Origin of the sequence: Streptomyces sp. NPDC050549, assembly GCF_040655035.1 — a bacterium.
In the GTDB taxonomy this organism is placed as follows: Bacteria; Actinomycetota; Actinomycetes; order Streptomycetales; family Streptomycetaceae; genus Streptomyces.
On sequence record NZ_JBFAJD010000051.1, the window covers coordinates 18538 to 41282 of the forward strand.

At 70.3% G+C, this 22745-nt stretch carries 20 protein-coding genes and 2 pseudogenes; 11 read left to right on the forward strand and 11 right to left on the reverse strand.

From position 1 onward, the window contains the following. Positions 1-171 precede the first annotated feature (171 nt). The 4 genes from AB0I51_RS42755 to AB0I51_RS42770 all read left to right on the forward strand — a co-directional run bounded on the left by AB0I51_RS42755 (position 172) and on the right by AB0I51_RS42770 (position 6789). On the forward strand, positions 172-1485 hold the full coding sequence (locus tag AB0I51_RS42755) for an MFS transporter (RefSeq protein ID WP_362983969.1): 1314 nt from the start codon (positions 172-174) through the stop codon (positions 1483-1485). Next, positions 1469-4189, forward strand: coding sequence for a glucosidase (locus AB0I51_RS42760; protein ID WP_362983970.1), 2721 nt, complete (start codon positions 1469-1471; stop codon positions 4187-4189). Before AB0I51_RS42755 ends, AB0I51_RS42760 begins: the two co-directional genes overlap by 17 nt. Then, entirely contained in the window at positions 4186-5670 is a 1485-nt protein-coding gene (locus tag AB0I51_RS42765; protein WP_362983971.1) for an alpha-amylase, read from the forward strand. The genes AB0I51_RS42760 and AB0I51_RS42765 overlap by 4 nt, the downstream gene beginning before the upstream one ends. 192 nt (positions 5671-5862) lie before the next feature. Then, the gene (locus AB0I51_RS42770) at positions 5863-6789 is read left to right on the forward strand and encodes a hypothetical protein (RefSeq protein WP_362983973.1); all 927 of its coding nucleotides are present in this window, start codon (positions 5863-5865) and stop codon (positions 6787-6789) included. Between the two features lie 77 nt (positions 6790-6866). Here the strand turns inward: AB0I51_RS42770 and AB0I51_RS42775 are convergent. After that, positions 6867-7121: pseudogene (locus AB0I51_RS42775) on the reverse strand (MarR family transcriptional regulator); the annotation flags it as partial. A 125-nt stretch (positions 7122-7246) separates the two neighbouring features. Here AB0I51_RS42775 and AB0I51_RS42780 point away from each other — a divergent pair. Continuing rightward, positions 7247-8455 (forward strand): cytochrome P450, encoded by a 1209-nt coding sequence (locus AB0I51_RS42780; protein WP_362983975.1) that lies wholly within the window; start codon positions 7247-7249, stop codon positions 8453-8455. On the opposite strand, the gene AB0I51_RS42785 is transcribed toward AB0I51_RS42780, so the two are convergent. The 7 genes from AB0I51_RS42785 to AB0I51_RS42815 form a co-directional block, all read right to left on the reverse strand. After that, positions 8452-9111, reverse strand: coding sequence for a DUF402 domain-containing protein (locus AB0I51_RS42785; protein ID WP_362983977.1), 660 nt, complete (start codon positions 9109-9111; stop codon positions 8452-8454). The two genes, AB0I51_RS42780 and AB0I51_RS42785, sit on opposite strands and share 4 nt — an antisense overlap. A 3-nt stretch (positions 9112-9114) precedes the next feature. Then, positions 9115-9603, reverse strand: coding sequence for a helix-turn-helix domain-containing protein (locus AB0I51_RS42790; protein WP_362983979.1), 489 nt, complete (start codon positions 9601-9603; stop codon positions 9115-9117). Beyond that, on the reverse strand, positions 9591-10181 hold the full coding sequence (locus AB0I51_RS42795) for a TetR/AcrR family transcriptional regulator (protein ID WP_362983981.1): 591 nt from the start codon (positions 10179-10181) through the stop codon (positions 9591-9593). The genes AB0I51_RS42790 and AB0I51_RS42795 overlap by 13 nt, the downstream gene beginning before the upstream one ends. 43 nt (positions 10182-10224) lie before the next feature. Beyond that, a complete protein-coding gene (locus AB0I51_RS42800; protein WP_362983982.1) occupies positions 10225-10674 on the reverse strand; it encodes a hypothetical protein in 450 nt (149 codons plus the stop codon). After that, a complete protein-coding gene (locus AB0I51_RS42805) occupies positions 10667-12079 on the reverse strand; it encodes an APC family permease (protein WP_362983984.1) in 1413 nt (470 codons plus the stop codon). Before AB0I51_RS42805 ends, AB0I51_RS42800 begins: the two co-directional genes overlap by 8 nt. Then, positions 12072-13982: a primary-amine oxidase gene (locus AB0I51_RS42810; RefSeq protein ID WP_362983986.1), complete on the reverse strand. Its 1911-nt coding sequence runs from the start codon at positions 13980-13982 to the stop codon at positions 12072-12074. The genes AB0I51_RS42805 and AB0I51_RS42810 overlap by 8 nt, the downstream gene beginning before the upstream one ends. Positions 13983-14106: 124 nt before the next feature. Further along, positions 14107-14526 carry an ATP-binding protein gene (locus tag AB0I51_RS42815; RefSeq protein ID WP_362983988.1) on the reverse strand — a complete coding sequence of 140 codons (420 nt, stop codon included), beginning with the start codon at positions 14524-14526 and terminating at the stop codon, positions 14107-14109. A 301-nt stretch (positions 14527-14827) separates the two neighbouring features. On the opposite strand from AB0I51_RS42815, the gene AB0I51_RS42820 reads away from it, so the two are divergent. The 4 genes and pseudogenes from AB0I51_RS42820 to AB0I51_RS42835 all read left to right on the forward strand — a co-directional run bounded on the left by AB0I51_RS42820 (position 14828) and on the right by AB0I51_RS42835 (position 18553). Next, positions 14828-15925 carry a PP2C family protein-serine/threonine phosphatase gene (locus AB0I51_RS42820; protein WP_362983990.1) on the forward strand — a complete coding sequence of 366 codons (1098 nt, stop codon included), beginning with the start codon at positions 14828-14830 and terminating at the stop codon, positions 15923-15925. Positions 15926-15995: 70 nt separating this feature from the next. Beyond that, on the forward strand, positions 15996-16451 hold the full coding sequence (locus AB0I51_RS42825; protein WP_362983992.1) for a MarR family transcriptional regulator: 456 nt from the start codon (positions 15996-15998) through the stop codon (positions 16449-16451). 28 nt (positions 16452-16479) lie between these two features. Further along, positions 16480-17532: an LLM class flavin-dependent oxidoreductase gene (locus AB0I51_RS42830; protein WP_362983994.1), complete on the forward strand. Its 1053-nt coding sequence runs from the start codon at positions 16480-16482 to the stop codon at positions 17530-17532. Positions 17533-17621: 89 nt separating this feature from the next. Further along, positions 17622-18553, forward strand: a pseudogene (locus tag AB0I51_RS42835) (GNAT family N-acetyltransferase). Here the strand turns inward: AB0I51_RS42835 and AB0I51_RS42840 are convergent. From AB0I51_RS42840 to AB0I51_RS42850, 3 genes are all read right to left on the reverse strand, one after another. Next, positions 18540-19472, reverse strand: coding sequence for a chitinase (locus AB0I51_RS42840; RefSeq protein WP_362983996.1), 933 nt, complete (start codon positions 19470-19472; stop codon positions 18540-18542). The pseudogene AB0I51_RS42835 and the gene AB0I51_RS42840 overlap by 14 nt on opposite strands. 262 nt (positions 19473-19734) lie before the next feature. Further along, complete coding sequence (locus tag AB0I51_RS42845) at positions 19735-20910, reverse strand: permease (RefSeq protein WP_362983998.1); 1176 nt, start codon at positions 20908-20910, stop codon at positions 19735-19737. A gap of 74 nt (positions 20911-20984) precedes the next feature. Beyond that, positions 20985-21332, reverse strand: coding sequence for a DUF2218 domain-containing protein (locus tag AB0I51_RS42850; protein ID WP_362984000.1), 348 nt, complete (start codon positions 21330-21332; stop codon positions 20985-20987). 105 nt (positions 21333-21437) lie between these two features. Here AB0I51_RS42850 and AB0I51_RS42855 point away from each other — a divergent pair, with 105 nt between their 5' ends. Together AB0I51_RS42855 and AB0I51_RS42860 are read left to right on the forward strand one after the other, a co-directional pair. Next, complete coding sequence (locus AB0I51_RS42855) at positions 21438-22019, forward strand: TetR/AcrR family transcriptional regulator (RefSeq protein WP_362984002.1); 582 nt, start codon at positions 21438-21440, stop codon at positions 22017-22019. Positions 22020-22277: 258 nt separating this feature from the next. Then, positions 22278-22739 (forward strand): hypothetical protein, encoded by a 462-nt coding sequence (locus tag AB0I51_RS42860; protein ID WP_362984004.1) that lies wholly within the window; start codon positions 22278-22280, stop codon positions 22737-22739. Positions 22740-22745: the final 6 nt, after the last annotated feature.

Below are 22745 nucleotides of genomic sequence, written 5' to 3' on the forward strand. Positions count from 1 at the left end.
TGAGAACGCCATATCCGTACCTGGAGCGCGAGAGTCGTGGGACGGCCGTGAGCGACGAAGTCGCTCTGGTGGCAGGGCGGTCGGCTCGCTAGGCTGCGCGGCAGAAGCGGGATCGTCAACGCGTCGGTGGCTGGGTAGCGCGTCCCTCCGACGTGCTCACGGGAGACGCCGATGGCGTACCGATCCCTTCTCCGTTTGCCCGGCGCGGGATTCTTCCCGCTCGGGTTCCTCGCCCGCCTTCCCTACGCGACCTCGTCGCTCGCGACGCTCATCCTGGTCCGGGCCGCCTCCGGCAGTTACGCCTTCGCGGGGCTCGCCGCCGCTGCCCAGGGCATCGCCAACGCGCTCGGCGCCCCGCTCGCCGGGGCACTGGCCGACCGGCACGGCCACCGTCTCGTCGGGGCGGCGTCGGCACTCGCCAACGCCGCCGCCCTGACCGGCCTGGTCGCGACGAGCCACACCGCCCGCCCGGGCACGATCGCCGCGGCTGCCCTGGCCGGGTTCACCCAACCGCCGGTCGGCTCCCTGGTCCGCGTCCACTGGTCACGCCTGCTCCACGCGCGCGAGCGGCCCGACCTCGTCCCCACCGCCCTCTTGTACGAGGCGACCGCCGACGAGATCAGCTTCGTCGCGGGCCCGGCGATCGTCGGACTGCTCACCCCCCTCGGCCCCACGGCACCGACCGTGGCGGCCATCACCCTGCTCCTCCTGGCCACCCTGCCCTTCGCCCTGTCCCTCGCCCCCGGCGGAGTCGCGCACCGACCCGCACCGGGCACCTCACGAACTCCCTTGCCCCGCCTGCCACTTGCGGTCATGTTCCTCGCCATGGCCGCGATGGGCACCGTCTTCGGCGCCGTACAGACCGGTGTCACCGCCTACGCCGACGACAGCGGACACCCCGGCAGCGCGGGACTCCTCTACGCCCTCTTCGGCGTCGCCAGCGCCCTGGCGGGTGCCGCCTGCGCCTGGCTCCCCGACCGGTTCGCTCTGCTCCACCGGTACGCGGTCTTCGCGGCGACCTTGCTCCTGGGCACCTGCACCCTCGTCGCCGGGAACGGACTGCACGCCCTTCCCGCGGCGATGACCGTCGCCGGTGTGACGGTGGCCCCCTACATGATCAGCCTGTACGCGCTCACCGAACGCCTCGCGCCCGCCGACCGGGCGACCGTCGCCCTGACGATCCTGTGCGCGGGCGGCCCGCTGGGCACCGCGACCGGGCAGGCGCTGGCCGGACACCTGGCCGACCGTCACGGTGCCACCGGAGCCTTTCTGGTGGCGCCGGTCGCGGCGGCAGCGGCGCTGCTGCTCGCCGTCACGGCGGTTCTCGTGTACTCCCGGCGCACCTTCCGTACCGGCCCGGTCACCGAACGGGACGCGGCCACCGGGTGGCCATCCGGGCAAGCCGTTGCGGTCGAGTCCAAGACGCCTGAGTCTGAGGGAATGCGCCGGGCCACGAGGAGGACACGTGATGGCGACGAACGGTGACACACCGGATGCCGAGCGGCGACGGCTGGCCGAGGCCGACGATTCCGGGGTGCCCTGGCGCCGTTGGGGCCCCTATCTGAGCGAGCGCCAGTGGGGGACCGTACGGGAGGACTACAGCCACAGCGGCGACGCCTGGTCCTACTTCACCCACGACCAGGCCCGCTCCCGCGCCTACCGCTGGGGCGAGGACGGCATCGCCGGCATCAGCGACGACAAACAGCGGCTGTGCTTCGGGCTCGCGCTGTGGAACGGCCGCGACCCGATCCTGAAGGAGCGGATGTTCGGCCTCACCAACTCCGAGGGCAACCACGGCGAGGACGTCAAGGAGTACTACTTCCATCTCGACAGCACGCCCACGCACTCGTACATGAAGTACCTCTACAAATACCCGCAGGCGGAGTACCCCTACGAGGACCTGAAGGCCACCAACTCGGCACGTGGGCGCGGTGACTTCGAGTACGAACTCCTCGACACCGGCATCTTCGACGAGGACCGCTACTTCGACGTGTTCGTGGAGTACGCCAAGGCGGGCCCCGAGGACCTGCTGATCGAGGTCACCGCCCACAACCGCGGCCCCGACGAAGCCCCGCTCCACCTGCTCCCGACCCTGTGGTTCCGGCACACCTGGTCCTGGGCGGGCGGGACCGCCGTCCCGTCCATCCATCAGGAATCCGGCGGCCTACTCCGCGCCGACCACGCAGACTTGGGCCCGCGCTGGCTGTACTGCGACGCGGACGCGCAGCCCCTGTTCACCGAGAACGACACCAACAACGAGAAGATCTTCGGCAGTTCGAACGCCTCCCCGTACGTCAAGGACGGTATCGACCGGTACGTGGTTCAGGGCGAGACCGGAGCGGTCAACCCCGAACGGATTGGCACCAAGGCCGCCGTCCACCATGTGCTCACCGTCCCGGCCGGACAGAGCGCGACCGTCCGCCTGCGCCTCACCGCTACCGAACTGCCCGACTGGACCGGCGACTTCGACACGGTCATGGCCCAACGCCGCTCCGAGGCCGACGAGTTCTACGACGACTGCTCCCCGGCCGGCGCGTCGGCCGACGAACGGCGGCTGGTGCGGCAGGCGTTGGCAGGAATGCTGTGGAGCAAGCAGTACTACTACCTCGACGTCGAGCGCTGGCTGACCGAGCACGGCGTCGACCCCCTCGCCTCCGACCCCCGGGTGCGGAACAGCAACTGGTACCACATGGTCAACGACGAGATCATGTCGATGCCGGACACCTGGGAGTACCCGTGGTTCGCGGCCTGGGACCTCGCCTTCCACACCGTGGCCCTGTCGATGGTCGATCTCACCTTCGCCAAGGGCCAGTTGGACCTGCTGCTGCGCCGCCTCTACCTCCACCCCAACGGCCAGATCCCGGCCTACGAATGGAACTTCGGGGACGTCAACCCGCCCGTCCACGCCTGGGCCACCCTGTTTCTCTACGAGTTGGAGAAGCACCGCACCGGCAGGGGCGACCGCGTCTTTCTGGAGAGCGCCTTCCAGAAGCTGATGAAGAACTTCAGCTGGTGGCTCAACCGCAAGGACACCGACGGCAACAACGTCTTCCAGGGCGGCTTCCTCGGCCTCGACAACATCGGCGTCTTCGACCGCAGCGCCCCGCTCCCCACCGGCGGCCACCTCGACCAGGCGGACGGCACCGCGTGGATGGCCCTGTACTGCCAGAACCTCCTTGAGATCGCCATAGAGCTGGCCGTGGACAACCCCGTCTACGTCGAGCAGGCGCAGTCCCTGTTCGAGCACTTCGCGTGGATCGCCGTCGCCACGAACCGCATCGGCGCCGACAACGCCAGCCTCTGGGACGAGGAGGACGGCTTCTTCTACGACGTGCTGCGGCTGCCCGACGGGACGGCGACCCGGCTCAAGGTGCGCTCGCTCGTCGGACTGATTCCCCTCGCTGCCACCAGCCTCGTCGGTGGCTGGGCGGACCAGCGCTTCCCCGAACTCGTCGCCGGAGCAATGGAGTTCATCGAACGTCACCCGGCCGTGGAGGCCACCATCTCCTCGCGCGAGGCGATGGGCCCGAACGCCGACGGCCGCTATCTCTTCGCCCTGTTCGGCGAGAACAGGCTGCGGCGCGTCCTGTCCCGGATGCTCGACGAGGACGAGTTCCTCGGCCCGCACGGCATCCGTTCCCTCTCCCGCTACCACGCCGAGCACCCGTACACCTTCGACGTGCACGGGGAGACATACGGAGTCGGCTACCTGCCGGCCGAGTCCGACTCCGGGATGTTCGGCGGCAACTCCAACTGGCGCGGCCCGGTGTGGTTCCCGGTCAACTTGCTATTGATCCGTGCCCTCTTGAACCTGCACGCCTTCCACGGCGCCGACTTCACTGTGGAGTGCCCGACCGGCTCGGGCCGCCACCTCACCCTCTACGAGGTCGCCCGCGAGATCGCCGACCGGCTCACCGCGACCTTCCTCAGCGACGAGGACGGACACCGGCCGGTGCACGGCGCCCAGGCCAAGTTCGCCAAGGACCCGCACTGGAAGGACCTGATCCTCTTCTACGAGTACTTCCACGGCGACAACGGCGCCGGCCTCGGCGCCTCCCACCAGACCGGCTGGACCGGACTGTCGGCGATCACCGCCACCCTCTTCCACACCCTGGGCGACGGCGAGTGGTCGGCCCGGGGCCGCGAGAGCCTGCGCCCGACCGGCGACCGAGAGGAGCCGCTGTCATGACCGCCTGGCCCGACCACCCGGTGATCTACGAGATCAACACCCACATCTGGCTGGGGGAGTTGAGCGCCCGCTACGGGCACCTCGTCACCCTCGGCGAGGTGCCCGCGGCCGCCTGGGACGAGGTCGCCCTCCCCGGTGTCGACGCCGTCTGGCTGATGGGCGTGTGGGAGCGCAGCCCGGCCGGACTGGAGATCGCCCTGCGCGACGCCTCGCTCCAGGAGTCGTTCCGGGCGGCGCTGCCCGATCTCCGCCCGGAGGACGTGGCCGGATCGCCGTACTGCGTCCGGAACTACGTCGTGGAGGTGTCTCTGGGCGGCCCGGAGGGACTGGCGGAGGCCCGCGCCCAACTGGCCGCGCGTGGCGTCCGGTTGATCCTCGACTACGTCCCCAACCACGTCGCCCCCGACCACCCCTGGCTGACCGAACGCCCCGGCTGCCTGGTCCAGGGCACCCCGGACGACCTGGCCCGCGATCCAGGCGCCTTCCTGGAGTCCGGCGGCAAGGTGTTCGCCCGTGGCCGCGACCCCTACTTCGCCCCTTGGCCCGATGTCGTCCAACTCAACGCCTTCAGCGGCGAGTTGCGTACAGCCGCCGTCGACACCCTGGCCTCGATCGGCGACCAGGCGGACGGCGTGCGCTGCGACATGGCCATGCTCCTGATGACCGACGTCTTCGCGAAGACCTGGGGCGAGCGCGCGGGCGCGGCACCGGCCGAGGACTTCTGGCCCTACGTCCTCCCGAAGGTCCGTGGGCGCCACCCCGACCTCCTCTTCGTCGCCGAGGCGTACTGGGACCTCGAATGGGACCTCCAGCAGCAGGGGTTCGACCACTGCTACGACAAACGGCTCTACGACCGGCTGCTGCACGAGGGCGCGGACCCGGTGCGCGGCCATCTGCGGGCCGGCCTCGACTACCAGCGCGGCCTGGTCCGCTTCCTGGAGAACCACGACGAACCCCGGGCCGCCGCGACACTGTCGCCCGAGCGGGAACGGGCGGCGGCGGTCACCGTCGCGACGCTGCCCGGCGCGACCCTCTGGCACGAGGGGCAGTTCGAGGGGCGCCGGGTACGCCCGCCGGTCTTCCTCTCCCGCCGGCCGGAAGAACCCGTCGACAAGGAACTCCTGGCCTTCTACCACCAGTTGCTCGCCGCGGTGGGCGCCTCCGGTATGCGCGGGGGAGGGGAGTGGCAGTTGCTCGACTGCACCGGCTGGCCCGACAACCCGTCCCACGAGAACCTGATCGCCTGGTCCTGGACGACCGATTCCGGCCGCCATCTCGTCGTCGTCAACCTGTCCGAGCAGCCGGCCCAGGGCCGGGTCCGTCTCCCGTGGAGCGACCTCGGTGGCGGCCGCCGCCAACTCACCGAACTGCTTTCCGAATTGACCTACGAACGGGACGGCGACGAACTCCTCGACCCTGGCCTCTACGTCGAATTGGAGGGCCTGCGCTGGCATCTGCTCGCGGTGATGTCCGGATCTTGACTTGTGGCCAACTGGTGGCGGATTGACGGGAGTTGTGGAAGGTGACAGGAATTCGGCCTGCTTCGCTGGGGCTTCACTGAGCGAAGCATTTGCGGGCGGTCCGGTCGCGCACGACCTCGATCGTTTTCTTTCGTGCGCCCGCCGCCCGCGCTCTGCCACCTCCCACACCTTTTGTCATCGTCGAGGCTCACCTTGTCACGTTCGCACCACCTCCCATCCCTGTCCGCCCTGGCGGCCACCGCGTTCATCGCCGCCGCCGCGCCCGTGCTCGCGGCCGGCACCGCGAGCGCCACCGAGAACGACGCGTGCCGGTCCGTCACCGTGCAGTACCGCATAGTCGGCGCCGACGGGAGCGTTGTCGGTGCCGACCGGACCTCGCAGGGCGGCTTCCACCAGTGGGACACCGCCCCCGGCACCGTCGAGGTCCGGCTCGCCTTCGGTCAGAGCGTCGGCGAGGGCTGCGAGTACCCCGTCTCGCTGGCCGAGTACACCGCCGAAGGCTCCACCTGGTACACTTCCGGCCACCAGACCATGGTCGACAAGGCCACGGTCTACCTCACCGCCAAGGACGTCGCCGGCGCGGACGACACGGGGCAGACCTGGCGGAAGCTCAACGTCAAGTCGCCCGACTGCTACGGCCAGATAGACCTGTACGGCGACGACGTCACCTACGACGGCGGTAGGGGCGAGGGCCACGGCCCGCTCCCCTACGAGCCCGACAACATCATCACCCCGTACCACCTCGTCGCGGCCTGGAACGGCGGTGACAAGGAGCGCACTCCCAGCACCCCGGACTCGCCCACCCCGACGCCGACCCGGCCGGCCCCGGCCCCGCCCGCGACGCCGTCGACCCCGGCCGGCAGCACGCCTCCCGCCGAGGAGTCCACCCCGCCGGCCAGCCCCAAGCCGTCGACGACGCCTCCCACCTCCGCGCATGTCCCGCCGCTGAAGTCGACGCCCTCGCCCACGCCGAAGGCGACGCCCAACGGCGGCAAGCAGCCGCTGGCGGAGACCGGTTCCAACGCGCCGGTCGGCCTCGTCGCGGGCGGCGCGGCCCTCGTCATCGCCCTGGGCGGCGGCGTGGTCCACGCGGCGAGCCGCGCACGCCGCTCCTCCTGATCTGATCCGGCCGACCCGGGCACGCCCGTTGTGAACCGAGAGCCCCGCCCCGTGGATTGCCGCGGGGCGGGGCTCACTCACGGCCGGGGCCAGGGACGCCCGCCGAGCCGCTCGATGTCGGTGTTGAAGCGTCGTAGAAAGGCCGCGAAGGCGGCGATGTCCGCCTCCGACCAGTCGTCCATGATCTGGTCCAGGGACTGGACGAGACCCTCGCGTTCCTCGTCGAGCATCCGCGCGCCCAGGTCCGTGATGCGGAACTTGCGGGCCATCCCGCCCTGCGGATCGGGGATCCGCTCCACCAGACCGGAGCGCATGGCCGCCGACGCCCGCCGTCCGGCAGCCGCCAGGTCCGGCCACGCCCAGGCGACGGCCCTGGCGCACACGGTGGACGCCGTATGGGGCACAGGCAGGTGACCCCGCAGCCGCTCGTTCCCCTTCGACCATCGAAAGGATGGCCGTGCCCACACCCACCCTTCAGGACCTCGCCCCCGACGGCCACGACCTGGCCACCGATCCGCACCCCGTCTACGCGGCCCTGCGCGCACGGGGTCCCGTGCACCGTGTCCTGGTCCCGGGCAGCGGCGAGAGCTGGCTGGTCGTCACCCGGGACGCGGCCCGTGCCGGGCTGACCGATCCGCGCCTGCGCAACGACATACGCCACTCCTCGACATGGCAGGACGGCGGCGGCCACGCCCTCGGCCGCAACATGCTCCAGACCGACCCACCGGACCACACTCGGCTACGACGGCTGGTCGCGGGCCACTTAACGCCCGCGCGGATCGCCGCGCTGCGCCCGGCAGTCGAGGCGATCGCCGTCGACCTGCTCGCCGGGCTGCCGATGCGGGGGACCGCGGATCTGGTCAGCGACTACGCCCTGCCGTTGCCCGTCACGGTGATCTGCGACCTGTTCGGGGTGCCCGCCGCGGACCGTACCGTGTTCCACGCCTGGTCCAGCGAACTCGTCATGCCCGCCTCGTCCGAGGCGGGTGCCTCGGCCGCCGACGCCCTGGGCGGGTACCTGGCCGACCTGCTCCACCGGAAGCGCGGAACCCGAGAGGCCGACCTGCTCGGCGACCTGGTCGCCGCGGCCCGCGCACCCGAGTCCCCCCTCACCTCCCAAGAACTCCTCGGGATGGCCTTCCTTCTCCTGGTCGCCGGGCACGAGACGACCGTCAACCTCGTCTCCGCGACCGTCCACGCCCTGCTGACCCACCCCGAGCAACTCGAACTGCTGCGAGCGGAACCGGAGTCGACCGGCGCCGCCGTGGAGGAGTCGCTGCGCCACAGCGCACCCGTCCACGCCACGGCGTTCCGTTTCGCGGCCGAGCCGATCGATCTCGCGGGTACCCGCATCGCGGCCGGAGACACAGTACAGATCTCACTGGCGGCCGCCTCCCGCGACCCTCTCCACTTCCCCGATCCCGACCGCTTCGACCTGCGGCGTCGGGGCCCGGGCCACCTGGCCTTCGGCCACGGCCTCCACCACTGCCTCGGGGCACCCCTGGCCCGCACGGAAGCCGCCGTCGCCGTGCGCCTCCTGCTGCACCACCGTCCCGACCTCACCCTCGCCACCGACCCCACGACGCTCCGCTGGCGGACCAGCACACTGGTGCGGGGGTTGAGCGCACTGCCGGTGCGCTTCGGCCCGGCGGCACCGGGCGCCTAGCCCACGGTCAGGACTCCGGCGGGCAGCGCGGGAGCCGGCCAGTGGGGCTCGGAGCGCCAGTTCGGAAGGCCTCTGTCGACGGCGAACGGGCCGCTGCTCGCCCGGATCATCGCCAACGCCTCCTCGCGCGCCGCCTTCACCGAGCGGTGCTCGGCCTCGCTCACCACCCCCAGCCGCCGGCCGTGGGCGTACTCGTCCTCGTCCTTCCACTCCCACCGGGACAGGTCGGGCGCGACCACCAGGTCCAGCAGGAGGTCGAAGGTGTCGAAGCCGATGGGCGTGCGGCGCATCGGCTGCTGGAAGTTGACGTACCAGTGCGTCAGCCGATGGTCGCCCGTGACGTCGTAGAAGGCGTTGACGCTGAACCAGGTGTCGGGCGGTACCCACTGGAGGTGGGCCGTGCTGCGCCAAGTCCATTGGCCGAGCTGCCAGTTGCCGTCGGCCAGGTTCGGCAGGGCGCGTAGGCGGACGGCTGTGTCGCCCGTGCGCAGCCACTCGATCCAGGTCGTCGGGACCGACAGCTCCGCGCCCGGCCCGCATCCGAGGACAAGTGCTTCCGGTGTGTCCTCGACGACCCGGAACGCATGGGCACTCCACACCTTCCGACGGAACACATCACGTCGTACGGCGGTCTCGTCCGGCCGGAATCCCTCCATGACTCATGTCTGCCCGTGTGCCACCGCACGGAACTCCAGCGGCGTACGGCCGTCCCGCTTGCGGAAGAAGTTCGCGAAGTCGGTCGGTTCGGCGAAGCCGAGGGTGCCGGGGATGTCCGCCGCGGTCGCGTCGGTGTGGACGAGGAGGCGTTTGGCCTCCAGGAGGACACGGGCGTCGAGGTACTGCTTGGCGGTCGTGCCGGTGGCCGCGAGGGTCGCGCGGGTGGGGGTGCGTGGGCTGTAGCCGAGCGCGGCGGCGTAGCCGGTGACGTGGTGGCTGGTGCGGAAGTCGCGCTCCAGCGCGGCTCCGTAGCGGCGGAACGTGTCGTCGGCCGGGGCGGACGACACCGGGTCCGGGCGGACGTGCGAGAGGCGGAGCAGCAGGACGCAGAGGAGCATGCGGAGGGTCTGGAGATGCGCGTCGAGGGGGAGGGACGTCAAGTCGTCGTGCTCGTGCGGCCCGTCGTACCCCCGCTGATCTACGGCCGCCACGAGCCCAACAGGCCGTCGAGAACCGCCTCTTGACGCCGGGGTGTGGTGGCGTGGGGCATCAGGACCGCGTTGATCTGGAAGCCCATGAGGGCCGCGAGGAGAGTGTCGACGATCTCGTCGTCGGGCGGTTCCGTGCCGATGTCGCCCTGCCGGCGGGCCTGTTGCAGATAGCCGCACATCTGCTCGCGCCAGGCCGCCATGGCGTTCTCGTGGACGCCGGCCATGCGGTCGTCGTGGACGGCACGGTCCCAGAAGGCGATGACGACCCGGGCCTCCGTGAGGCGTACGTCGTCGAGCGGCATGATCTCCAGGCAGAGCAGGCGCAGCGCCGGTACGCCGGTCGCGTCGGCGATGGACTCGTGGGCGCGGACGTTGGTGCTCTCGAAGGCGTGCTGGAAGGCGGCGAGCAGGATCTCGTCCTTGTTGCGGAAATAGCCGGTCAGCGCACCGTTGGCGTATCCGGCCTCGGCGGCGAGGTCGCGCATGGTGACGGCGTCGAGCCCGCGTCTTGCGATCAGGGCCCATACGGCTTCGATGATCTCGCGGCGCCGCGCGTCATGATCGACGATTTTGGGCATGCCCCGACCTTAATCGAGCGGCTCCGGCGCCGGTCCGACCCGGTCAGGCCAGCATGGCGGCCATGCCCAGGGCCATCATCGCGCCGCCCGCACCGCTGAACGGACCCGCACACGGCATGCCGGGGCGCAGGGCCCGGTGCATCACGGCACCCGCCCGGGCCAGCAGCCACAGCACCACCGCCAGCGCGAACAGCCCGTGGTCGTCGGCGTGGTGGTCGTGCTGCCCCTGCGCGAGGCGTGCCATGGCCGCTGTGACCACGGCCATCACGGCGAGGTCGGCGGCGACCGGCCCGCCGGTGAGCAGACACATGCCGGCCGTCACGGCGGCGCCCGCGAGCAGCGGGTAAGGCCCCGGGTTCCCCACCACCATCATCAGCGTCACGGCGAGCACGACGGCGTGCGGCCCCCAGCGTCGTGCGGGCCCCGGTACATGCCCCGCGAGGCACAGGCCGGAGCCCGTCAGCGCGACGGCGGCCGGGAGGACGTCATGCATCGCGGCGGCGGACGGCGGCCGACACCGCACCGGCCGCGAAGAACAGCACGACGATCCCCTCGAAGAGCCGCGCGAGCCCGGCCGAACCACCGATCAGAGTGGTGAAGTTGGCCAGCACCATGAACGTGATCCAGCACAGCCCCAGGGCGCCGAGCGCAGGCGCGAACCGGGTGTGCCACAGCCGGGTGTCCGCCCCGGTGCGGGCGAAGAAGGTGATGATCGCGACCCCGACGAGGATCATCAGCACCAGCACCCCGAGCGTGGCCAGACCGCTCATCCAGGTGAACAGCTCCAGCACCGGATCGGACCCCGCGAGGACGAACGCCGCCACGACCACGGCCGCCGACCCGCTCTGCACCAGCGAACCGGCGTGCGGTGAACCGTGTTTGGCGTGACTGATGCCCAGGACCGCGGGGGCGTCGCCCTGGCGGCCGAGGGAGAACAGATAGCGGGAGATCGCGTTGTGGAAGGCGAGCAGCGCCGCGAACAGGCTTGTCAGCAGCAGGACTTCCATCGTGTCGGAGGCGGCCGAACCGACGTACTGCCCGGCCACGGCGAAGACCAGCCCGCTCGTGTTCTTCGCTGCCGCACCCTGCACCTCGTCCGTGCCGACCGCCAGGACGACCGCCCAGCTGGACAGCGCGTAGAAGCCGCCTATGGCGATCACCGCGAGGTAAGTCGCCCTGGGCACACTGCGCTTGGGGTCCCTCGCCTCCTCGCTGTAGATGGCGGTCGCCTCGAAGCCGACGAAGGAGGCGACCGCGAACATCACCCCGATGCCCGCCGACCCCGTGCTGAAGGCACCCGGCGTGAAGGAGTCGAAGTCGATGCCGTGCGCGCCTCCTTGGACGAAGACCGCCACCGTCATCACCGTGACGATGCCGACCTCCAGGACCAGCAGCACCGACAGCACCTTCGTGCCGACCTCGATATTGCGGAAGCCCAGTACCGCGACCAGTCCCCACAGCACGCCGGCCCACAGCCACCAGGGCAGGTCGGGGCCTCCGTACTTCACGACCAGCCCCTGAAGGGTGACACCGGACAGGCCGTAGATCCCGGCCTGGATCGTGCTGTACGTCAGCAGCGCCAGCCCGGCCGCCCCGGTACCCGTGATCCGGCCGAGCCCGGCGGTGACGTACGAGTAGAAGGCGCCGGTGTCGACGACATGGCGGCTCATCGCCGCGTAGCCGACGCTGAACAGCAGCAGCACGACGGCGACCAGGAGGTAGGCGGCCGGTACGCCGGGGCCGTTGCCGATGGCCAGCATCACCGGCAGGGCGCCGCCGATGGCGGTGAGCGGGGCCGCTGCCGCGACGACCATGAACACGATCCCGCCGACTCCGATGGAGCCGCGGAGTTTTGACGGTGCGTCAACCTTGCTGGTGTCGATGGTCCGTTCAGACATGGCAGCCTCCTGAACCGGTCCCGCAGGCGGAGTGGGCGGAGGTGCTCGGCGGCACGTCGAGGGTGGGATTGCGGTCGAAGAACCCGACCGGTTTGAGGGTGAAGCCCGTGGTGTCGACCGGCATGATCGGCCAGTCCTCGGGACGCGGGGCGTGGGTCAGTCCGAAGGTGTGCCAGACGACGAGGTCCTGCCCGTCGAGGTCCCGGTCGGCGGCGGCGTACGCGGGCAGCCCCGCCCCGCCGGGATGCTGGTTGACGAAGTCGCCCGCCGGGTAGCGCTCGGCCGGGTCGTAGGCGGTGACCCACAGGTGCTTCGTGGCGAAGGCGGCGCGGGCCGCGATCGAGGACTCGGGATCGGCGAGGAGGGCCGGCTTGCCCTCCGGGTGCAGGGCGTAGGCGACCGGCCTGCCGAGCCGGTTCAGGGACCCGGGGTTGGAGATGTGCCACACGCGGTCCACACCCGCGTCGGCCATCCGCTGCGCCTCGCTCTCCCGCGTCAGCGGGGTGCGCTTGAGGGCGAAGGCGTTGCCGCGCAGGTTGTCGGGTCCCATCGGCACCCGGACCGTCTCGATCTCCTCGACGCGGTTGACCGGGCCGTCCACGGCCATGTCCAGCCGTGCGCTGAACAGGTGTTGGTGGTACGGGGCGCCGAGGCCGGGGGCGACTTCGGTGGCGTAGGGGTGGTCGCCGCCGGGGTGGGCCGAGGTGAAGACGACGCCGGTGGCCTTGGCCTCGAACTCGATGGTGCCGTCGAGGTACAGGTACCAGTAGAAGCCGTAGTCGTAGTTCCCGACCGTGGTGAAGAAGGAGAGCACCATGCGTCGTTGGCGCCGGGTCTCGGCGGAGCCCGCCCAGAGGTCGGTGTGCTTCCAGAGGATGCCGTAGTCCTCCTCGTGCAGACAGACGGCGTTGGTGAGTGTCTGCGGTGTGCCGGTCTCGTCGGCGATCACCGCGTCCAGGTAGGTGATGTCGCCGAGGCAGTCGCAGCCGAGCTGGAGCGCGTTGGCGTAGCGGCCGATGAGGTACTCGCCGGTGTCGAAGTAGTTCTGCCAGGACCGCACGGGGGAGGGGTCGGCGTACGGCACGACCATCTCGGCGATCGACGCCCGGTGGATCACCGGGCGTCCGGCGAAGGCTAGTTGGTGGAGTATCAGTCCCTCGCGGGCGTCGAAGCCGATGCGCAGGGACCAGTTCTCCCACGTCAGGGCGTTGCCGTCGAGGGTGAAGCTGGGGCCCTGCGGCTGGGTGATCTCGATGGGCCTCAGAGTGGTGCGCGGCGGACCGGTGACGGCCGGGTCGTCGAAGTTCCCCGACTCCACCGGTACCGGTACCGGGCCGAGGTCGATGACCTGGTCCACGCTCCGGTTCAGGACGTCCACGTGAGCGACGAGTCCGTCGACGGGATGCGCCCACGCGTGGTCCTTGGCGTGTTCCTGTACGAAGGCCAGCCCGCGCAGGATGCGGCGGCCCCGTTCCTGCGGGTACTCGGCGTCGTACACGCCCGCGGAGAGCGGGGCGACGCGTACCGAGTCCACGTCCAGGCCACGGGCGGCAAGCGCCGCCAGCCAGTGCGGATCCTTGGCGAGAACCTCCTCGACGATCGCGAACTCCGCGTCCAGCACCGGGAGCTGACCCTCCGTCGAGGCGTCGATCAGCCGGTGCGCCACGACCCGCGAGTCGGTCAGGGAGACCGTCGCGTCGCAGGAGGGGCCGCCGGAGATGTCGAGCAACAGGACCCGCAGCCGCCGATCCTCGTGTGCCGGGGCCGACTTGGGCGGATCGAGGAGTCCGAGGTAGGCGAAGCGGGTGGCCTCAGTGACCAGTCCGGCCGCCACGAGAAGCTCGCGGGCGGTGGTGATCTCGTCAGGGGTGAGCGGGTCGAGGGCATGAGGAGCGGCAGCCATACGGGCCTCCGGGATTTTTTCTCTACGTCCGTAGAGCAAAAAATCGCGCGACCACGTTTCACTCGGCAGTACGCCCGCGTTGCCTTGCTGTTAAGTCCCTGCCGTCAAGTCGACGGGAGCCGGGTCAGATGGCCAGGATCGCCCGCACCCGCTTGCCGCCCCCGGTGAGCGGGGTGACATCGAGGCGGTGGGCCAGGCAGCGGACCATGGCCAGGCCGCGTCCGCTCTCGCCCTCGGCCGTCAGCGGCCGTACCCGGGGCGGGGTCGGGTTGCCGTCGTAGACCTCGACCGTGACGCGCTCGTCGGACAGTTGGAGACGCAGCCGGCACTCGCCCCGCCCGTGCTCGGTCGCGTTGGCGACCAGTTCGGAGACGATGAGCGTCGCGTCCTCGATCTGCTCCTCGTCCACCCGCGCCATCCGGCTTCGGGAGCGGGTGAGGAACTCCGATGTCAGCCTTCGTGCCTGACCCGCCGCCGCGGCCTCGTCCGGCAGCAGGTACTCCACGCGTACGGAACGCCTATGGGTACGCCGATGCGTACGCATGGCGAATCACTTCCCCTCCTAGGACACCCGGTATCCCCGCGGTGTCACCGCACCGGGGCCGCTGCATCTCTTGCGCGGCGGGTCCTTCACACTTGACTTGCCCGGAGTCCGTGATCGCCAACCGGCCTGCGCCCATTGGTTGTCGCCGATCACGAAATGTCAGTTCTCGGAATCAATTGGGTAAAGGGCCGGGCGCGTCCGAGGGATTGCCTGACAGCCTTGCGATGTCCAAGGTGGGGGAGGGGCCCCTGCGCGGAAGGCGAAGCCGGTTCCGGATGCCGGGACGCCGTTGGAGTGGACCATGGCCGCAACGAAGCCGCAGCGCAGTCTCTCCGTGCTGACCTGGCTGCCCGCCGCGGTGATGGCGGTTGTCGCCGTAGGGGATGTGCTCACCGGCCCCGGACTCGGCTTCCTGCCCCTGGCCTCCCTCGGACCGGCCTTCGCCGGACTGGTCGGCGGCTGGCGCCGCACCGCGTGGTTCGGCGCGGCGGCCCTCGCGCTCTGCGTCGGACTCGGCCTGTACGACGGCCTGTTCCAGGAACGCAGGGGCTTCCTGGCGATGGTGTCGGTGGTCGGCGTGACCGGTGCGGGCATCGCAGCCGCCGCGATGCGCGGACGCCGGGAGGCCGAGCTGGCCAGCGTGCGGTCCATCGCGGAGGTCGCGCAACGCGTCCTGCTGCGCCCGGTGCCGCTGACCGCGGGCCCGCTCCAGGCGGCGGTGTCGTACACCTCGGCCGTCGCGGAGGCCCGGATCGGCGGCGACCTCTACGAGGTGGTCGCCTCCCCGCACGGCGTCCGCGTCATCGTCGGCGATGTGCAGGGCAAGGGTCTGGCCGCCGTCGAGACGGCCGCCGTGGTGCTCGGCGCCTTCCGGGAGGCCGCCCACGACGAACCCGACCTGGTGGGACTCGGTGAGCGCCTGGAGCGCAGCGTCTCCCGTGTCCTGTCCGACGAGAAGTTCGTGACCGCCGTCCTCGCCGAGATCGACACCGACCACGAGGTGCTGTTCCTCAACTACGGCCATCCGCCTCCGATGGTCGTACGGCGCAACGGCACCGCCGACTTCCCGGCACCACCCGCCTACGCCCCGCCGCTCGGCCTCGGCGGCGCCCACGGCGGCGAGACCCCGAAGCCGTTCCCCGTGTGCTTCGCCCCCGGCGAGCAACTGCTGCTGTACACCGACGGCGTCACCGAGGCCCGCGACGAGGACGGCACCTTCTATCCGCTCGGCGAGCGGGCGCATCTGCTGAAGGAACCCGACGCGCAGAGCGCGCTGGACTCGCTGCGCGAGGACCTGGTCCGCCACACCGCCGGCCCGCTCCACGACGACGCCGCGATGCTCCTGCTGCGCTATCACGAGCACGCGGAGACGGCCGGAGAGACCTCGCCCCTCGGGTGAACAGGGGAGGACTGCGACGGCCTCGCCGCTGGCTCCGTTCATTGCTGCGTCAATCAAGTAAACTGGTGGCATGACCACGCCCGAGCAGCAGCTGCAGCCCATGAACCCGCACGAAGAGGCGCTGGTGCGCGAACTCGCGCGGGTGATGCTCGTACTGCCCCGCGCAGTCGACGCCGACATGGTCCGCGAGCAGCGCCTGCCGCTGTCCGAGTACACGACGCTCATGCACCTCTCCGAGGCCGCGGACCGGCGGATGCGCATGAGCGAACTGGCGTCCGTCTGCAACCTCTCGCTGAGCGGCATGACCCGCATCGTCACCCGCCTCGAGACACAGGGGCTGGTCGGACGGGAGCGCTGCGCCGAGGACGCCCGCGGCTGGAACGCCGTCCTCACCGACCAGGGCCTCGCCCGCCTCCAGGAGGCATGGCCCGCCCACCTCGCCAGCGTCCGGCGCCATGTCCTCGACCACGTCGACGCCGACGACCTGCCCCGGCTCCTCGGCGTGATGCGCCGTATCGCCACCTGACCCACCGAGCAGACCCAAGGAGTACGACATGACCAACCCGACCAGTACCGACGGTGTCACGCTCGGTCTCGACACGTTCGGCGACGTCACCAACGGCGCGGACGGCAAGCCGCTCACCCACGGCCAGGCCATTCGCCGCCTCGTCGAGGAGGGCGTTCTCGCCGACCGGGTCGGCGTCGACCACTTCGGCATCGGCGAACACCACACCGAGGCGATGCCCCTGTCGGCGGCGGACGTCGTGCTCGCGGCCATCGCCGCGCGCACCTCGGACATCCACCTCAGCTCGGCCGTCACCGTGATCAGCTCCGACGACCCGGTCCGCGTCTACCAGCGCTACGCCACCCTCGACGCCGTCTCCGCCGGCCGCGCCGAAGTCATCCTCGGCAGAGGGTCGAGCACCGAGTCCTTCCCGCTCTTCGGCTACGACCTGACCGACTACGAGGAACTCTTCGAGGAGAAGGTCGCCCTCTTCGCCGAACTGCTCAAGGAGAAGCCCGTCACCTGGTCCGGCAACACCCGTGCCGCGCTCGACGGACTCTCCGTCTACCCGCACAGCGAGACCGGCTCCATCCCGACCTGGATCGGCGTCGGCGGCAGCCCCCAGTCGGTGATCCGCACCGCCCAGCACGGGTTCTCCCTGATGCTGGCGATCATCGGCGGAGACATGGCCCGCTTCGCCCCGTTCTCCCAGCTGTACCGCCGGGCGCTGGCGGAGTTCGGCCACCCGGCGCGGCCCATCGGCGTGCACGCGCCCGGCCATGTCGCCGCCACCGACGAACAGGCGGTGGAGGAGTTCGTGCCGGCCTTCCAGGAGCTGATCCGCAGCGTGGCGCGGGAACGCGGCTTCCGCACCCCGACCCGCGAGAGCCTCATGCGCGACGTCGGTCCCGGCGGCGCCCTGCACGTCGGATCGCCCGAGACGGTGGCCCGCAAGATCGCCGACACCCTCAAGACCCTCGACGCGACCCGCTTCAACCTGAAGTACGGCATCACCGGAATGCCGCACGACACCCTCATGACCAACATCGAGCTGTACGGCACGAAGGTGGCGCCCCTGGTGCGCGAGCTGATGGCGGGCTGAACGCACGGGGGCGCGGAAACTCCGTTGCGGGGCGGGGGCCGTCACCCGACAGTGGGTCCACGACCGCCCCCACCTCCGCGCCACCCGGCCTGAGCGTCCGACCGGCGACCCCGGACGACGCATCGGCGGTGTGCGCGCTGCTCAACGAGACCGACGTCCTGGAGATCGGCCGCCGGACACCGAACTCACCGAGATCCAGGCGGACTTGAAGCATCCCGAAGTGGACCTGGAGCGCGACTCCTGGCTGCTCTTCGAGGGCGCCCGCCTGATCGGGTACGGACTGCTGTGGGACGGCTCGGGCGGCGAGCGGATCGACATCGACCACTGCATCGTGCCGGGCCGGCTGCCGGGCGCCCTGCACCTGTTCGACCTGATGGAGGCCAGGGCCGCGGAACGCGCCGCCGACAGCGGAGCGCCCCGCGCCGTGGTGCATCTGCACCTCACCCCGAACCCCGCCATGGACCTGCCCGCACTGCGCGGCCGGGGCTGGCAGCAGGTCCGCCGCTACAACGTGATGGCCCGTCAACTTTCGCCATCTGTAGACCTGTTGCCCGCCTCCCCGCCCGGTGTGACCCTGCGCCCCTGCCTGGAGGAAACCGACCGGCGCCGTGCCCACGCGCTGCTCCAGGAGGCCATGACCGAGCACTTCGACTTCCAGTACCGCACCTACGCGCAGTGGCTGGACGACATCCACGCCGAGCGGGTCGACTGGTCGCTGATCTGGCTCGCCCACGTCGACGGCCTCGGAGACGTCGCGATGCTGCGCAGCCACAACGACCGTGCCTCCATGGCCTGGATCGGCAACCTCGCCGTCCTGCGCCAGGCCCGCGGCCGGGGCCTGGGCAGCCACCTCCTGCGCCACGGCTTCCGCCACTACGCGGCACTGGGCCGCGACCGCATCGGCCTGGGCGTGGACACCGACAACACGAGCAACGCGCTCGCGCTGTACGAACGGCACGGCATGACGCTCGACTACGGGGTCGGCACCTGGGAGTTGATCCTCCTCGTCACCCGCGGGTGAACGACTTGAAGGTGTGGCTGAAGTACCAGGTGTCCTGGGCGATCCCGGAGCAGTTGTTGGCCCCGCCGGTGCCCACACAGCCGCCGTTGTCGCGCTGGAGCGCCCAGAAGGAGAGCGTGTTGATGCCCTGGGCCGCTGCCCACTTCTTCACCGTGACCGCGTTCTGAGTTGTGAACGTCTCGGCGGGGCCGAAGTCGTCGATGCCGGGCATCTCGGTGACGCCGATCGTCTTCCACAGCTTCGCCGGGTTCTTCTTCGGGTGCAGCGCGGCGAGTTGGGCATGCAGGCCCGCGGCGGCCGCCTTGGTGTCCTCCGCCATGTCGTGAGTGGCGCCGTCGTAGTAGTCGAACGTCATGATGTTGACGACGTCGACCCGCGCTCCGTTGTCGACCGCGTTCTGCAGCAGGGCCACGCCGTTGGGCGCGAGACCGGTAGTGGTCGTCGGCAGCGTGTAGGAGAACTCCACGCTGCGGCCCGTGCGTTCGGCCCAGTGCTGCACCTTGGCTATCGCCTTGTTGCGGCGGTCGATGCCCGCGGTGTTGTTGATGGAGTCGGCCTCGATGTCGAGGTCGATACGGCTCACGCCGTAGGTCGTGACCAGACTCTCGTAGACCTTGGCGATGGCGTCGACATCGGTGCAGCTGTCGGCCAGTTCGGTGTTGGTGGTGTCCGCGCTGTAGCCGCCGAAAGACGGGATGACGTTGCCGCCGCGCGCCTGGATGGTGGCGATGTCCTTGCCGAAGGTGGATCTGTCGATCGGCTGGGCGGGCTGGCCGTTCCAGTACGCCGTGCACGAGCCGGGCGCCTCGGTCTGCAGGAACGCCATCGTGAGGTACTTGTTGCCCGAGGCCGCGGCGAGCGCGGCCGGGCTCTCGCCGGTCCACGCCTCGAAGTACGGCGCCGCCACATGGTCCGGCATGGGCTGCGCGCGATGGTCGGCGCTCGCGTCACCCCCACCGAGAGCAACAAGCCCCGCGGACAGCGCGGTTACGGCCGTACAGGAAAGTGACGCACGAAGAGGCCCAGGTCGTCTCATTGACGCTCCCATGGTGAAAGGCGGGAAATCGCCCCCGACCGGGGCGAACAGCGACCATATTTGGACTAGACCAATCGTCTGTCAAGGTTCTTTACAGTGAAGTGACCGGTGCGGTGCGGGATTTCGGCGGGAGGTGGCGCTCGGGCTAGTGGTGGTTGTGGTGCTCGTGTTCCTGCTCCGCCTCGCCGCCGTCCGGTGAACCCCCCATCATCCGCAGCATCGCCGGTCCGCCGCTGCGCAGGAACCGTACGACCAGACTCGCGGCCAGCAGCAGGAAGACGATGTTGAGCCAGGTCGTGTAGTTCCAGGTGATCCCGTCGTCCGGGATCTTCGCGTCGGCCTGGTCGGGGACCAGGCCCAGTCCGCCGAAGGTGAACTCCACGACGTAGCCGGCGACGGCCATGGCCGTGAAGAACGTGACCAGCAGGAAGCCGGCCATCCGGGCGCCGTAGTACTTCCGGTAGATGTTCAGGATCGGCAGGATCAGCAGGTCGGCGTAGATGAACGCGATCACCCCGCCGAAGCTGATGCCGCCCTTCCACAGCACCACCGCGAGGGGCACGTTGCCGATCGAGCAGACGAAGGTCGCGATGGCCACCAGCGGGCCGACGAGCGGTCCGACCAGCTTCGCGGCGAGGGGGTGATCGGCGAGGAAGAACGTGTGCCAGAAGCTGTCGGGCACCCAGGCGGCGATCGCGCCCGCGATCAGCAGCCCGGCCACCAGGTCGCGCAGGATCGCGGCCCACTCCATCACGAAGATGTGCGAGACGGACGTGTACCCGTCCCGCGAGAACAGCCGGCGGGCGAAACTCCCCTCGCCCCCGATCGACATGTCCATCGCCGCATGCCCCTCCATGGAGCCCGCCAGCCCGCGCTCCGCCTGGTCCTGCGCCCGGTGCAGCAGGCGCTCGCGCAGGAAGAGGCGGAACAGTACCGCGAGCACCACGATCATGATCGGTCCGCCGACGAACTCGGCCGCGGTGAACTGCCAGCCCATCAACAGGGCCAGGATCACGCCGAGTTCCACGACCAGATTGGTGGAGGCGATCTCGAAGGCCATGGCCGCGGTGAAGTTGGCGCCCTTGCGGAACAGGGAGCGTGCGAGCGCGACAGCGGCATAGGAACAGGAGGAGGAGGCCGCGCCGAATCCGGCGGACAGCGCCAGCGTGCGCGGCCGGTCGTCACCGAGCAGCCGTACGACCGTCGACCGGCGCACCACCGCCTGCACGACGGCGGAGAGCGTGAAGCCGAGGATCAGCGCCCAGGCGACCTCCCAAGTCATCGAACCGGCAATGGACAACGCGTGCCCGATCGCTTCCATGAACCCGCCCCTCTCCGGTGTGCGTCTGGCTGGACTATACCCCCAGGGGGTATTGAGTGCACAGAGGGGGGCGGCTACGGCGACGGCTGCCAGTCCACCCGCAACGGGTCGCACCTGCTGAACCTGCCGACGTGTGTGGTGACGAGATCCTGAAGTCGCCCGAGGTTCTCCTGGCCGTCGGCCTCGACGCGCACGCGCAGCAGGCCGGGGGTGGCCCGGAGGGTGCACTGCCCCCACGGCAGGCGGAGCACCCCGTCGCCGTCCGTCCACGCGACATGGATCTGGTCGGTGGGAACGTCCGGGAGTGCGTGTGCCCGCGAGCGGTGAATCAGGTGGCGGCCCTTGTTGTCGAAGTGTTTGCAGAGTTGTACGAGATACCGGCTGGGGCGTTCGGTGGCTATGCGGGCTTCAGCGGTGGGCATGGGTTCCTCGGTTCGGTGTCGGCTGCGGCTCCGACAGCGTTATAGAGACCCTCTGTCGCTATCAATACAAGTTGTGTTGACGATGGCGCGACGTATGCTGAGGCCGTGCCGAAGCTCTGGAGCGAGACCATCGAGGAGCACCGCCGCGCCGTACGCGACACGGTGCTGGAGACCACGGCGCTGCTGGTCACCGAGCACGGGCTGCGCTCGGTGACGATGTCGAGGATCGCCGAGGGGAGCGGGATCGGCCGGGCCACGCTCTACAAGTACTTCCCGGACGTCGAGTCGATCATGACGGCGTGGCACGAGCAGCAGATCACCGGGCATCTGCGCGAACTCACCGAACTTCGGGACGGCCCCGGCAGTGCGGGCGAGCGGCTGCGAGCGGTACTGGACGCGTTCGCGCTCATTCAGCAGCGGCGCCACGGTCACGGCCCCGAACTCGGCGCACTGCTGCACCGGGGCGACCATGTCGCCGGCGCCGAGCAGCACCTCCACCGCTTCCTGAGCGAACTCCTGGCGGAGGGCGTGCGGGCCGGTGACATCCGTGACGACGTCTCCCCGGACGAACTGGCGACCTACTGCCTCCACGCCCTCGCCGCGGCAGGCGTCCTGCCGTCCAGGGCGGCGGCACGCCGACTCCTGGCGGTCACCCTCGCGGGACTGCGCCCGACGGCCGCGGAATGACGGGACTTCCGGTCTTCGACGTGCTGCTGGCCCGGTTGGTGAGTCACCGGCAGCTGGACATCGCCGGCCTGTCGAGGTCGGCGGAGATCCCGGAACCCGAACTCCGCTCTGTGTATGAGGGAACGGCGCCGAGTCCTTCGCTCCTTCGGAGGCTCGCTCCGGTGTTGCGGCTGCACGCCGCCGACTTGTTCGTGATCGCGGGCCTGCCGATACCGGACGAACTCACTCCGCTGGACGCGAGACCTGGTCGCCGGCCTCGTGCAGGACGCCGTCGGCCTGCCACTGGAGCGCAGACGCCGGTTGGGTCAACTGGCCCGCGCGTTGCCCCAGGAGAGCCGCACGGAGCCCGTTCGGACACCGCAGGTGTACGAACAGTTCGAGCGCGGTCCTGGTGGCGTGCTCTTGGGCATGGTCGGCAACCGCAACCTGAGCGGGATCGCCCGGACATTCCTGTCTCTGACGGGCCGGTACTGGGCCGTGTCCACGTACGGAGCCGTGGGCGGTGGCCGGAAGGAACTCACCCCCAACCTGCTGGCCGACTTCGCGACCGTCCTGGGCGTGCCCGTCGACACCCTGTCCGTCCTCACCGGTGTCGACGTCCCCGATGTCCCGCCGCCCCGGAGCCCGGCGGCAGTTGACGCGGCCGAACTGCTCTGGGAGGTGCGGCGCCTGACGGTCGATCAGTTGCGTCAGGTCGCCGACGCGGCACGGGTCGTGTGAGGCGCG

Coding starts and splice junctions, on each gene's coding strand:
- AB0I51_RS42820 (WP_362983990.1), top strand. CDS start 14,828: ATGGCCGCAACGAAGCCGCAGCGCAGTCTCTCCGTGCTGACCTGGCTG.
- AB0I51_RS42800 (WP_362983982.1), bottom strand. CDS start 10,674: ATGCATGACGTCCTCCCGGCCGCCGTCGCGCTGACGGGCTCCGGCCTG.
- AB0I51_RS42825 (WP_362983992.1), top strand. CDS start 15,996: ATGACCACGCCCGAGCAGCAGCTGCAGCCCATGAACCCGCACGAAGAG.
- AB0I51_RS42785 (WP_362983977.1), bottom strand. CDS start 9,111: ATGGAGGGATTCCGGCCGGACGAGACCGCCGTACGACGTGATGTGTTC.
- AB0I51_RS42815 (WP_362983988.1), bottom strand. CDS start 14,526: ATGCGTACGCATCGGCGTACCCATAGGCGTTCCGTACGCGTGGAGTAC.
- AB0I51_RS42850 (WP_362984000.1), bottom strand. CDS start 21,332: ATGCCCACCGCTGAAGCCCGCATAGCCACCGAACGCCCCAGCCGGTAT.
- AB0I51_RS42845 (WP_362983998.1), bottom strand. CDS start 20,910: ATGGAAGCGATCGGGCACGCGTTGTCCATTGCCGGTTCGATGACTTGG.
- AB0I51_RS42830 (WP_362983994.1), top strand. CDS start 16,480: ATGACCAACCCGACCAGTACCGACGGTGTCACGCTCGGTCTCGACACG.
- AB0I51_RS42840 (WP_362983996.1), bottom strand. CDS start 19,472: ATGCCGGACCATGTGGCGGCGCCGTACTTCGAGGCGTGGACCGGCGAG.
- AB0I51_RS42795 (WP_362983981.1), bottom strand. CDS start 10,181: ATGCCCAAAATCGTCGATCATGACGCGCGGCGCCGCGAGATCATCGAA.
- AB0I51_RS42810 (WP_362983986.1), bottom strand. CDS start 13,982: ATGGCTGCCGCTCCTCATGCCCTCGACCCGCTCACCCCTGACGAGATC.
- AB0I51_RS42765 (WP_362983971.1), top strand. CDS start 4,186: ATGACCGCCTGGCCCGACCACCCGGTGATCTACGAGATCAACACCCAC.
- AB0I51_RS42805 (WP_362983984.1), bottom strand. CDS start 12,079: ATGTCTGAACGGACCATCGACACCAGCAAGGTTGACGCACCGTCAAAA.
- AB0I51_RS42760 (WP_362983970.1), top strand. CDS start 1,469: ATGGCGACGAACGGTGACACACCGGATGCCGAGCGGCGACGGCTGGCC.
- AB0I51_RS42755 (WP_362983969.1), top strand. CDS start 172: ATGGCGTACCGATCCCTTCTCCGTTTGCCCGGCGCGGGATTCTTCCCG.